General features: G+C 26.3%; 12 protein-coding genes. All 12 read right to left on the bottom strand.

Features of this window, described 5'->3' with window-relative positions; genetic code table 11:
- Positions 1–234: 234 nt before the first annotated feature.
- A complete protein-coding gene (locus BW929_RS03160; RefSeq protein ID WP_076543933.1) occupies positions 235–831 on the bottom strand; it encodes a sugar transferase in 597 nt (198 codons plus the stop codon).
- Positions 824–1699 carry a sulfotransferase family protein gene (locus BW929_RS03155; RefSeq protein WP_143413999.1) on the bottom strand — a complete coding sequence of 292 codons (876 nt, stop codon included), beginning with the start codon at positions 1697–1699 and terminating at the stop codon, positions 824–826. The genes BW929_RS03160 and BW929_RS03155 overlap by 8 nt, the downstream gene beginning before the upstream one ends.
- A 2-nt stretch (positions 1700–1701) precedes the next feature.
- Positions 1702–2907 carry a glycosyltransferase family 4 protein gene (locus BW929_RS03150; RefSeq protein WP_076543932.1) on the bottom strand — a complete coding sequence of 402 codons (1206 nt, stop codon included), beginning with the start codon at positions 2905–2907 and terminating at the stop codon, positions 1702–1704.
- Positions 2908–2927: 20 nt separating this feature from the next.
- The gene (locus BW929_RS03145) at positions 2928–4004 is read right to left on the bottom strand and encodes a glycosyltransferase (protein ID WP_076543931.1); all 1077 of its coding nucleotides are present in this window, start codon (positions 4002–4004) and stop codon (positions 2928–2930) included.
- A 6-nt stretch (positions 4005–4010) separates the two neighbouring features.
- Positions 4011–5138, bottom strand: coding sequence for a non-hydrolyzing UDP-N-acetylglucosamine 2-epimerase (gene wecB, locus BW929_RS03140; protein ID WP_076543930.1), 1128 nt, complete (start codon positions 5136–5138; stop codon positions 4011–4013).
- A gap of 4 nt (positions 5139–5142) precedes the next feature.
- On the bottom strand, positions 5143–6252 hold the full coding sequence (locus BW929_RS03135) for a capsular polysaccharide biosynthesis protein CapF (protein ID WP_076543929.1): 1110 nt from the start codon (positions 6250–6252) through the stop codon (positions 5143–5145).
- A gap of 17 nt (positions 6253–6269) precedes the next feature.
- Positions 6270–7289, bottom strand: coding sequence for a polysaccharide biosynthesis protein (locus tag BW929_RS03130; RefSeq protein ID WP_076543928.1), 1020 nt, complete (start codon positions 7287–7289; stop codon positions 6270–6272).
- Between the two features lie 36 nt (positions 7290–7325).
- Positions 7326–8498 (bottom strand): glycosyltransferase, encoded by a 1173-nt coding sequence (locus BW929_RS03125; protein ID WP_076543927.1) that lies wholly within the window; start codon positions 8496–8498, stop codon positions 7326–7328.
- Positions 8499–8501: 3 nt separating this feature from the next.
- Positions 8502–9761: a hypothetical protein gene (locus BW929_RS03120; RefSeq protein WP_076543926.1), complete on the bottom strand. Its 1260-nt coding sequence runs from the start codon at positions 9759–9761 to the stop codon at positions 8502–8504.
- A gap of 56 nt (positions 9762–9817) precedes the next feature.
- On the bottom strand, positions 9818–11365 hold the full coding sequence (locus BW929_RS03115; protein ID WP_076543925.1) for a flippase: 1548 nt from the start codon (positions 11363–11365) through the stop codon (positions 9818–9820).
- 547 nt (positions 11366–11912) lie between these two features.
- Positions 11913–12821 (bottom strand): restriction endonuclease, encoded by a 909-nt coding sequence (locus BW929_RS03110; protein ID WP_076543924.1) that lies wholly within the window; start codon positions 12819–12821, stop codon positions 11913–11915.
- A gap of 244 nt (positions 12822–13065) precedes the next feature.
- The gene (locus tag BW929_RS03105) at positions 13066–13350 is read right to left on the bottom strand and encodes a hypothetical protein (RefSeq protein WP_076543923.1); all 285 of its coding nucleotides are present in this window, start codon (positions 13348–13350) and stop codon (positions 13066–13068) included.
- Positions 13351–13546: the final 196 nt, after the last annotated feature.

Genomic DNA, 13546 nt, shown 5'->3' with positions numbered 1-13546 from the left:
CACGTTTTATTGTTTGCATTTAGCATTTATTAATTAGTCAAATGCAAAATTAACGTAACATTACTCCATAATAACTGGTGCAGTTTTAATTTAACAGAAAAAATATATGAAACTTCAGGGAAGATCTTGAAGTCTATAAAAATTTAATTTCGAAAATATTTATAATAAAATAAAAAAGCTCCCACTAAATTTAATAATTCAAGTGAGAGCAATAAATAAATCAAATATTTTATTTTAAAATATTGTCTTTAAAATATAATATATATCCTTAAAAAAAGAATAGTTCTCTATGTATTCCTTATTGATTCTAACCTTGTCCGGAAAAATAACTTCCTTGTTATATCTTTCTGGATTATCCTTTGCAGCTAATATTTCTTCTTCATTTTCATATTTTAAAGATGCAGGTCCTGTAATACCTGGTCTGACTGATAAAATAATTCCTTTTTCTTCCTCACCCATTGTATTAATAATTTCTGGTACATCAGGTCTTGGACCAACAAAACTCATTTCACCTTTTAAAATATTTATTAACTGCGGCAGCTCATCAATCTTAGTCTTTCTAAAAAACCTGCCGGAAGCTGTTATTCTAGGATCTTTATCAGTCGTCACATTTGTTTTTAAATCAGTATCGGATTTCATTGTTTTTACTTTTATAATTTTAAATATCTGACTATCCTTACCAACTCTTTTTTGAGTAAAAAAACCACTCTCTCCTGTTTCTATAAAAGCTACTAGATAACTAATCAATATAATAGGAGAAGTAATTATAAAACCTATTAAAGCCACTATGAAATCAAAAATGTATTTTAGATAAAATTTTTTGTTATTCATCTGCAAGCCTCTTAACTCTATTATAAGCATCATCACTTATTTCTTTAATAGTTTTAACTTCAGCTTCAGAAAGTTCTCTGTATCCTTTACCAACACTTCTATCACTTACTTTTTGAACAGCTGCTTTAATTTTTTGCTCATCTATTAATTCTGGATTTATAAATTCAATTATATTTTTTAGTTCAGCTGATGGATCTGCTACAAAATCTTCGTAAGCAATATGATGTACTTCTTTATTTAGCTTAGAAAAAGAATTATAAGAGTTTGAAACACTTTTCTGCCACTGAATTGCAGAAATTTCTATTAAAGATTTACCGGCTATTGTATTTTTGAAGTTTTTGAACTTAGGTCCCCAGTATTCAAGTTTTTTCTCCTTATTTGTAAATCTTTTAATTCTATTTTTAAAGTATTTAAAAGCATAATAAGGAATATCCTTCAGAGGTACATATCTTGCTTTTTTTAAGATATATTTTAAATCCAATGGTGCTTTCCACCTTTTTTTGGCAGAAGCACTAACATCAACAGGATCTCTATAAATATGAATATACTTTGCTTCCGGTATTATTTCATTTACATAATCCACCCGCAGAGAATTAGCACATGTTTTTTCTATTATATAATAGGTATTGTATTTATTATGTAATTTTTTAAATTCATTTCTAATATAAGCTTTATTTTGTGAATTCACATCCTCTGCTGTAAATTCATCATCTTCTCGTTCTCGGTTACCATAACGCCAGATATAATTTATCTCATCACAGGGCCAGGTAGAAAAATCATCTAAAGATGTTAATACATCTCTCAACATATTTGTACCTGATCTGGCTGCTCCAATTATTATAACTGGTTTAAAATTAAAATTATCCAAAATTATTCCCCCAATGAAACCTGATTCATAATTGTGTCAACTGCATTTTTAGTAGTTAAATATTCTTCATAATAATCCCTTGCATTTCTGGACATCTCTTCCCGTAATCCTTTACTATTTACAATTTTATTTAAATTAGTTATATATTCTTTTTTATCTCCATGAATAGAATACAGTCCAGCTTGTGCCTGATTTTCTAGTATGTCTCCATAATCAGTATTTTCATCTATAGAAGCTATAATAGGTAAACCCAATTTGAAAAAATCAACAGTTTTAGAAGGTATATTTGGTATTGTGTACTGGTTAAGTAAACTAACAATTCCAAGATCACAGGCTGCTATTAATTTTTCATATTCACTTTTTGGAACATAATCAAAGACTCTAACATTATTAATTTTTTCAGTCTCAACTCTATTTTTTAAGTTTTCCTTATCAATGCCTCGACCAACAAATAAAAATTTAATATCATCATTTTTTATTTCTTTTGCTACATCCAGGATAAACCCTAATCCCTGGGCTTTACCCATATTACCACCAAAAACCGCTATAAAATCATCTGAACTATAACCATATTTTGCTCTAATAGCTTCTTTATCAACTTTAATTTTTTCTTTATAATCAGACCAGTTTCTTAAAATATGCATTTTCTCTTTATCAACTTCTGGGTTATGTTTTAATACATAATCAATATTAGCATCTGACATACAGCCTATATGATCACTATATGAATAAAGCTTCTTTTCCATCCATTTAAAAACTTTATAAATCAAGCCTTTATTTATTACTCCAAGATCTACAGCATTATCAGGAAATATATCTCTTAAGATTAAATACGATTCAGCATTATCTCTTTTATTAATATATTTTATTAAAGGAGTATAAGTTATAGGTGGAGAGGAATGGATAAGCAGATCAAATTTAATATCTGAAAAATATTTTTTCACTGCTCTTTTAAATAAATAACCCAGAGATAGCATTGTAATTCCTTTTTCAATAAAGTTAGTGTCAAAAAAGTTTCCTGTCTTTACTCTTAAAACATTAACTCCATTTTCTTCAAATAATTTTGTAGGTTCATTATATTTTCTTTCTTGAAGTGTGACAACATATACATTATGTCCTTCATCTACTAATTTACTTGTAAATTGTTTAAACATTGTATGGTTGTCAGCTTTACTTGGATATGTAATAAAAAGTGATAGTATATTCATTCTCTAACCTCTTTTAAATTTTAGTTGAGTTTCTTAATTACTTCTGAGTATAAACTATTGTTATTTGATTTAGATACTGAATTAACTTTTTTATAGCTTATTTCTCCAACAAGTAATTTCTTCATATATTTCATTAATTCTTCAGCATCAAAAGGATCGAAAAAATAAGCATTCTCATAATCATCTAAAATTTCGTGAGAAAAAGCTTTATCTGATGCTAAAATTATAGTTTTGTGGAGTTTTGCCTCTAACATCGGTAATCCAAATGTTTCAATGTAAGAAGGAAATAGCAAATAAGACTTAGTATATAAATTAAAGACTTCATCTCTTTCAAGTCTTCCAGCAAATTCAACTGGTAAATTATATTTTTTTACTTCTTTATATAATTCTTTTATATTTTTGTTTTCATTTCCATTAAGAGTAAGAATAATCTTATAGTCATTAATATTGCTAGCTTCTAACAATTTAGATGCCTCAATAATTAATCTATGGTTTTTATAATAACTTGCACCAGCGGGATAAAAAAAAGTTTTTATTTTATTATTTTTATCAAAAGTATTTTCTATATTTAAATTAATTTTAGGTGGAATCACATCTATCTTGTCACTTTTAACATCTGCTTTTTCTGTACATGCTTTTTTCATCCAATTAGTCTGAACAATGACTTTGTTAGCTAGTTTTATAGAATTATATATTTTTTTACTAATTAAATTTTGATAAATCCAAAATTTAAAATTTTCATTTATATTAAATTTATATCCAGAAAAAGGAAGAGGTTGATGAGCATATAATATTTGTTCAACATCAGTTTTAGGAATTATTACATTCTGTAAGGAAAATATCTTATCTATGTTATATTTTTTCACCAATTTAGGAGCCACAAAATGATCAAAATATAAACGATGAAACCAGCTTTTTTTCACCCAGGAAAAATTCAAAACTGTAATATTATCAAATTCTTTATATTCTGGCTTACTCAAAACAAAAATCCAGTTTATATTTTTATCATCATTTTCAATAACTTCTTGATAGAAATCATTTAATATTGATAATGCCCCTCCACTTTCTGCTGGTACATCAAATACCATTATATTCATCTAAATTTATCCTTTCCTCCAGACAACATCATCAATAATTTTAGTATAACTCTGAATAAGCTTAACTACCTTAATTGAAACATTATCATCCTGATAATCATCAGCTAAATAAGTTTGTTCATCATTCTTTTTCATGTTTCTGCTTAAATCAACAGCCTGAACTATATCTTTTTCATTTATCCCACCAATTACAACTGTACCTTTATCTAAAACTTCCGGTCTTTCTGTAGAAGTTCTAATTAAAACTCCCGGAAAACCTAAAATAGCTGATTCTTCAGAAAGGGTTCCACTATCAGATAAAGTACAGAAAGAATTTAACTGCAGCTTATTATAATCAAAGAAACCAAAAGGTTTGAGCTGTTTAACTAAAGGATGAAATTCAAAACCTCTTTCTTCTATTCTTTTTTTACTTCTGGGATGAGTGGAGTAAACAATAGGCATCTGATATTTTTCTGCAATATCATTTAAAGCATTCATCAAAGATAAAAAGTTTTCTTCATTATCTACATTTTCTTCTCGGTGAGCTGAAACAAGAAAATAATTGTCTTTTTCAAGATCTAATTCTTCTAAGACATTGCTGTTTTCTATTTTATCTTTATGTTTTTTTATTACTTCTGTCATTGGGGAACCAGTTACAAAAATATGTTCTTTTCTGATACCTTCTGATAAAAGATATCTGCGACTGTGTTCTGTATATGGTAGATTAATATCTGAAATATGATCTACAATCTTTCTATTAATTTCTTCCGGTACATTCTGATCAAAACATCTATTACCAGCTTCCATATGGAAAATTGGTATTTTTAATCTTTTAGCTGCTATAGAGCAGAGAGCTGAGTTTGTATCACCCAAGATTAAAAGAGCATCTGGCATCTCTTCAGCTAAAAGCTCATAAGATTTTGAGATTATATTACCAATAGTATCTCCTAAATGATCTCCTACAGCTTCTAAAAAATGATCTGGTTCTCTTAGGCCCAGTTCTTCAAAAAAGACTTCATTTAGCTCATAATCATAATTCTGACCTGTATGTACTAAGTGATGATTAAAATATCTATCACAGGCTTTTATAACCTCAGATAAACGTATTATCTCAGGTCTGGTACCTATAATAGTCATTACTTTTAACTTATCCATTTAATTAAACCTCCAAAAAGTATGTATCAGGATTATCTGGATCATAACATTCATTTGCCCACATTACTGTCACCATATTTGTATCTCCTGTATTTTCTATATTGTGGGTATATCCGGTTGGGATATCTACTACTTCTAATTTATCTCCACTTACCTCATATTCTATTACTTCCTCAGAATAAATATCTCTAAATCTAATAATTCCCTGTCCGCTGACTACTAAAAACTTTTCATTTTTAGTATGATGCCAGTGGTTACCTTTAGTTATACCTGGTTTAGATACATTAATAGAAATCTGACCACTATCTTCAGTTCTCAGCATCTCTGTAAAGGAGCCTCTTTCATCCTGATGCATTGTTAAATCATAAGAAAAGTTATCTTCTGGTAGATAACTTAAATACATACTGTATAATTTTTTAGTGAATTCATCTCCCATATCAGGTAAATAAAGATTTTCTCTGCTTTCTTTAAAGCTTTTTATTAGTTCTGCTAATTTACAAAGTTTAACTTCATGAGTTACTGGTACTTTGCAGTATTTATCTTCTTTAACTACTTGATCATCTAAAGCATTAATAAACTGCTCGACTACATCATCAATATAGGCTAAAGTTAATTCTACTTCTGGATCATGTACTTCAATTTCTAAGTCATTAGCTATATTATGACAGAAAGTAGCTACAACTGAATTATAGTTTGGTCTTGACCATTTGCCAAAAAGATTAGGCAGTCGATAAACATAAACTTCTGCTCCTGTTTCTCTGCCGTATTCAAAGATAACTTCTTCTCCTGCTTTTTTACTTCTACCATAGGGATTATCTAATTTAGCCTGGATGGAAGAAGTAATTAATACTGGTGACTGGTTATTATGTTTTTTTAATAGATTTAAAACTTTAGAAGTAAAACCATAATTACCTTTCATAAATTCTTCATAATTTTCTGGTCGGTTAACACCAGCCAGATGATAGACAAAATCACATTCTTTAGTATATTTATCTAAAAGTTTTTCGTCTGTTTCTCTATCATAAGAGAATATATCTTCATAACCTCTATTTTTTAATTCAGATCTTAAGTTTTTACCGACAAAACCTTCTGAACCTGTTACTAATATTTTCATTAAAGATCAACCTTCCTTTATTCAGGCCAATTATTTAATTCATCTTGTACATAATCAAGTTCTAATAATTTTTCTTTTATTTCTCCAACAGTTAACCTCTTTGTATTATGAGAATTATATTCTTTATTACCCGAAAGTTCTTCTTCTCCTTCTACAAAATATTTATCATAATTTAAATCTCTGGTATCAGCTGGCACTCTATAGAAGCCGCCAAGATCTTCTGCTACTAAATATTCCTCTTTAGTAAGTAAAGTTTCAAATAATTTTTCTCCGTGTCTGGTACCGATTATTTTGATATCGTTATCAGCATTAAATAATTCTTTAATTGCCTGAGCAAGATCTCCAATTGTACAGGCTGGCGCTTTCTGGACCATGATGTCTCCGGCTTCAGCATTCTCATAGGCAAAGAGCACTAATTCAACTGCTTCTTCTAATTTCATTAAAAATCTTGTCATATCTGGATTGGTTACAGTGATTGGATCACCATCTTTTATCTGTTTGATAAATAAAGGAATTACTGAACCACGGGAAGCCATTACATTACCATATCTAGTACCACAGATAACTGTATCTTCTGTAGATAATTTTTGTGATTTAGCTACAAATACTTTTTCCATCATAGCCTTAGAGATTCCCATAGCATTGATAGGATAAGCTGCTTTATCAGTGGATAAGCAGATAACCTTTTCTACACCACTTTCTACAGCAGCATTAAGTACATTATTGGTTCCTAAAATATTTGTTTTTACAGCTTCTACTGGAAAGAATTCACAGGAAGGAACCTGTTTTAAAGCTGCAGCATGAAAGATATAATCTACTCCATGCATTGCATCTCTTAAGCTATTTTCATCTCTTACATTACCAATAAAGAACTTTATTTTATTATTTTTATATTTTTTTCGCATATCATTCTGCTTCTTTTCATCACGAGAAAAGATTCTTATTTCTCCAATATCTGTATCTAAAAATCTTTTTAAGACTGCATTACCAAAGGAACCTGTACCACCTGTTATTAATAATGTTTTGTTTTTGAACACTATATTATCATTCCTTTCTTTGAATTAACAAAGAGTCTATTGTTTATAATTATTTATAACTTTTGCGAAAAATTTCAATATTTTTTCAGAATTTTTTTTAGCTGAAAAAATATTTTTTCCTATTTCAAAAGCACTTTTTTGCATCTTAGTTATTTCATTAAAGTTTTTTTCAAAATATTCAAAAGCTCTGAGTATGCTTTTAGGTCTATTTGAATCAATTATATAAGCATTTTTTTTATGGTCAAAATAATGATTTATATCATTAAAATTAGTAATAATAATTGGCTTTCCTAACATTAGATATTCAGCCACTTTTTGAGGAAAGCTAAAATTACTAAGCTTTTGAATTGGTCTATTTAATACTAATACATTAACTCCCTTAAATTTTTCTAAAAGTTTTTCTTGAGGTATGAACCCCTTTAATTCAATAAACTCGTGTAAATTATTTTGCTTAATATATTTTTTTATATTATTTAAGTACCCCCTGTTATCTTGTCCAGCAATAATTAGTTTATGTCCTTTATTCTTATTAAAAAGTTCAAACCCCTTAACCATTTCTAAAACACCATCTTTATATGACGGAGTCCCAAAATATCCAAACTTAATCTCTTTTGGATTAATTTCTAAATCAACTTTTGGAGAATTATCAAAATTTCCAATTGATGGTATAACACAGCAATTTTGATTTCCATAATATTCTTTTATGTTTGAATTTATTGCTATAATTCCATCCCAAAAAAAGTTGTTTAGGAATTTCATCTGTATTGTATGATCAAAAAAATGTGGGTCAAAATATTTCAAACTAAATTCATTTTCTGAAAACCAATCCATAATCTCATTAACTACAGGTATAGAATGTTTTTTAGATAAATAAATGATTGGAAGGGAATGAAAGATGAAATTTGAAAATGTCCAAATTATATCATATTGCTTTTCTTTATTATTTTTTTCGAATTTCTTAATTACCTCAAAGGATGATTTATATAAATGATATTTTCTTATAATAAAATTACTAGATCTCATTATTCTATTATTATATATGTTGATTTCTCCATAACTCGATGGATTATCAGTTAAATAATTTGGATATTGATTATATATATCAATTTGGTTATCACTAGAAACTATTTCATTAAATAAAAATCTATATCTAGATGCAGTTGAACTTCCATAAGGGAATTTTAATGCTCCAATTAAAGCTATATTCAATTATTAACCCCCCATTCCTATTTTGTTTTTTACAAATAAATCATAAAAAAAATAATATCCAAAAATTATAATACTAGAAACAAAATTATATCCACTTTGAAAAATATAATTATTTGAAAAAATAAATAACAAAAGAAAAGTTAATTTCAAAAATATTAAAAAAGATATTTCACATTTATTTATTAAAACTTGAGCAAAAGTTTTATTGTAGTAAAACCCAATCCAAAAAAATAAAACTAGTGTAAAAATAACTCCAAGATCATTAAATAAATAAGGGAATATACTTATCCACTTTGCACCAACTGGCCATCCAGTTTTTGATATTTTATATTGGTATGAGCTTTCAAAAACATTTGAATCTATATAATCCGAAAAATTATTTAAAAGAAAATCGGAAAACCCAACAAAATAAGTAAAATTACTATCAAGAGAAAAAGTTACATCTAATCCATGAATCCCTTGAGTTAAATAATTCGCTAATTTAACAAACAAAAAATATATATCACTAGAAAATGATTTAAGAGATGAAAAATTGTCATTTAATTCATAATACTTATTTGTTTCCATCGTTGAATAAGATCTACTTTTTTGAACTTGATAAAAAACAGCTATAAAACTTATCAAAAGAAATATGATTAAAATTCCTATCAAAAAATTTTTTTTATTGATTTTTTTATTTAATTTAATAAATAATACTAATAAAAAAATTATGATCAAATTAAAAATTATATTAACAGTACCATTATGTATAAACAACAAAATGGTTAAACCTATATTTAAAAAAAATAGCATTTTATCTTTTCTTTCTAATTTATAAAAATTAAAAAAACTAAGTGGAAAATATATATAAATGAAAAAAGCTAATAAAATTTTATAATATGATAACAACTTGAACCATAATTGTGTTCTAATATTAGAATTATAAGAAAAATAGTTTTGAGATAATGTATAAAAAATAGAAACTTCAGAAGAATTTAAAATATTATAAATTAAAATCATATTAAAAAAAGTAACTAAAATCTTTGAAATGTTATATGTTTTTTCAAAATTGAATTTAATTTTATTTGAATTAATATTTGTATAAAAATTTATTAAATAGCCAAAATTAATCGATAAAAAAATACTAACCAGAAAAAAATTTAAAATAAATTTATTTTTACTAGGCCAAGAAATAGGACCATAATTATAAATTATTAAACCAATTATATAATACAAATCAAATAATGTAATAACAGAAATGCGTGCTTTCAATACTTTATTCAATAAAATCCCTCTTTTAAATTAAATTTAAATCCAAATAATTTATTCAAGCAATGAAATTATAATTTGAATTTAGATTTTATTTTTTCAAAAATAAAATCATCCATCTCATCCCTTAAAGTAAAGGCGATTAAAATAAAAATCAACATTGATATTAATGTTATAAAAAAAACTAAGATAATATTAATATTAAAATATTTTTCAAAATAATTATTCATAATAATAACAATTACCAAACTAATTAATATACTAGTATAATTAAAATTATAGGGATTAATGTTTAAAATTTGATTAACCTTAAATAATTTAAATAAGTTAAAAACAATTACTGATAATGAAGTAGCAATTGCCGCACCTAGTATGCCATATTTAGGTATTAATAATATATTTAGAATAATATTAAAAATTAACATCAGAACATCATTTTTTAGTGAAACCTTTTCTAAACCACACATATTCATTAAATAACCATTGGCACCTGTAGCAGCATTTATAAATTGAGCTATTGCTAATATTATTAAAGTTGAAGTTCCTAATAAATATTCTTCTCCAAAAAAAAGCATTATATCTTCGGCATAAAAAAATATACTTATTAATATTGGCATAGAAAGTATTATAACCCATTTGGTAATCGCTGAATATAATTTTTCTAATAAATTAATATTTTGTTTATGATATAGCTCAGATATTATCGGAGAAAAAGACATACTTGTAGCATTCAGAAAAAAAGTCAATAATATTGTTATTGAAGCTGCTGTACTATAAACTCCAACAACATTAGAAGTCTTATAAATTCCCAGCATTATTCTATCAACTTTATTTAAAAGATAAAAAATAACTTGTATAAAAATAACCGTTGTAGAAAATTTAAGTAATTTATTTCTTAAATTTTTATATTCATTATTATCATATGTAAGTTTTATATTTAAAATGTTTTTAATATTTATATTAAAAACATTTATTTTTTTAACAAGATAAAAAATATTTATGATCTCTATTAAAAGAATAACAATTATTATATATTTTATATTCAATAAATCAAAATAATATAAAATGAGTAAAATAACAATAATTAAAAGTCGTCTTATCACTTCAACTGAATAAACATAGTATTTAATGTTTTTTAAAGTTAAAAATACACTATTAAAAATTCTTCTTAAAGCAAATGGGATAATTAACCAAGCCCCATATTGAAAAGCTAAAACCAAATTGTTGTCCTGAAAAATATTATTAGCAATTATATGTCTAAATATAATAACTCCTACCAAACTAATAAAAGAAAAAACCATACAAAAAACAAAAGATATCCTCAAAACTTCTATGACTTTTTCTTTTTTGTTATCACTTCTATATATTGGAACATATTTAATAATTCCATTATCTAAACCTAAAACTGAAAAAACAACAATAACATCTACAACTGTTTTAACAATAGAATATTGACCAAATATTCTAGCACCAAATAATCTAGCAAGAATAAAATTAACAAAAAATCCAAGTATATAACCTAAAAATCTCCCAAAAAATACTACTGATGATTGCTTAGCAGTTGTCTTTAAATACTTTTCAGTTTCTTTTTTTTCTTCTTCGCTAACTCTGTTTTTCACAAGTTAATTCACGCCCAATCCATAAAATTAATAACTAGAATACTATATTAAATGCTTGTAGACTAAAAAATAGACCTTATTAAATAAACCAATTGATTTCTATATATAATAACCTTTAACCATAAAAAAATAGTTTTTTACATCAAAACCTCTCTCGAGATTTAAATATAAAAAACTAATTTATATATATTATTTATATTCACTTTAAACCTCTACCCCACCTCAACACTATGTCCCTTTAGTTGCATAGCAGCTTGACTTAGAGATAAAGCATTAAAAATTATTTAAATTGCTTATAAATTGACTAAAGTTCTTTATCACTTCTCACTACTCTTCTTAGCCTGGCTGAAATGCTTGACATTCACATTTTATCTTTCTCTACTATAAGCACTAAACTTTCTGGTATTCTAATATCTTCTAAATTAAGAAGTTCATAAGATTTAGTCGACTGCACTTACCTAATGAATTTGAATATAGCGAAATAGGAACTAAATCTTAAACCTTGCTGTTAGCCAAAGTAAAAAGTTGCTATGTATATTTCAATGGTTCATTTTGTAATTACTCTGCCATCATCATTAAATGTCCATTCTTCTAAATCTTTATCAAATATAACTTCATCTAAATCATTTAACACACTATATAATATTAAAATAGCTATTTTTTTGCCTTGATTAATAATAGTATTAAAATTAATTTCATGACTATCAAATTCATATTCAAATCCTTTTATTCCAAATAAAACTCCACACATTTTTATATATTTAGTTTCATCAAATTCATAGAAGCCTTCTGATTTTTCATCAGTTTTTCTTTCAAAAGAATTAAATATAGGTTTTAATATTTTTTGAAAATTATTCCTTTTTTCTCCATTAGAATTATAGAAATAGGTTTTTGATGTATTTAATGATATTTCTTCTCCTTCGTGATTGGCTATAGCTCTTTGTATTTTTTTTAGTTCTTTTTTATTGGCAGGCACCCATCTGCTTATTGTAGGAGTTCCCATTATTTTTGCACTTACCTGAATGTTTATTTCTCTAATTCTATTTTTCCAATCGTCCTCTTCAAATTTTCTTAATATCAACAACTTAATATTCTCATCAGTAGCAAAATCAACTGCACCTTTTGTATATCCCTTAGTTGTAACAACAAAAGCATTATCTGGTTTTATTTGGGCAATCACACCAAAAAAATTTCTAATAATCCCCAATCCGACCACTTTACTATAATCTTTACATTCAATTAAAATCCTTCTTTTGGTATTTTCTTTTTCAATAGTAATATCTATTTGATGCTTTGTTTTTTTACCTTCCCCCCGCAAACGCAAATCATGCATCACAACATCTTGCTCGTTTAATACTTTAAAAACAATAGCAGCTAATTTTTCATATTTAGTTCCATTTTTTAATTTTTCATTTGCAACATAATTATTATAAATAACATCCATTTCATTTGTCATAATAAATACTTCCTTACTTTTTTTAGTCTAACGTGCCTTTACCTTTAAGATTAGCAGAAAGCATGCCCTTATGTTTCTCACTGCATATGATTGCAAGCTTTTTGACAGGAGGCAGTCAAAAACGAGACGTTGTCTTTTGTCCGTTAACCTAACTGTAATCTCATATTATATGATGTTCCAAACCTTAAAAAACATTGATAAATAATAAAAAATCACCACAGATAAATCTTTTACGAAATAAACCTTACCAGTATATTTCGCGATTTAGATTTGCATAAACATATTGAAGATTTATGCTTTTAAAAAAAAATTGCCAATTTCTTGGCGCTAAAAACCCCATACGACCAGCACCAGCATTCCAAACAGGTACTACAGTACCTGCTAAACCAGCATTTGATGCTCTCATCTGAAGTTCATTAGTTATTTGATTTTTATCTTTATTACTCTTAAATCTAAATGAATCACTTAAAGGAATAATTATAAGATCAACACCTTGTTCTTTAATGTGAGCAACTTTATATCTTGGCATTATTCTTCCCACTTCCTTTTTGATTTTATATAGCTTATTTTTAAAATCTTAACTTAATTAATCCACAAACTGTTTATTATATTTTGCTACGAATTTCACAAAAATAAACCTTGATATAAAAAAGTATACATTTATTTTTTATGTTATTTCTTTAAAATATTTCTATTCTCGTAATCTGATCATAATCTGAATCGAC

It is taken from the genome of Halanaerobium kushneri (genome assembly GCF_900156285.1).
Taxonomy (GTDB): domain Bacteria; phylum Bacillota; class Halanaerobiia; order Halanaerobiales; family Halanaerobiaceae; genus Halanaerobium; species Halanaerobium kushneri.
The sequence above is the reverse complement of the archived record's forward strand: the minus strand, read 5'-3'. Positions and strand labels throughout refer to the sequence as shown.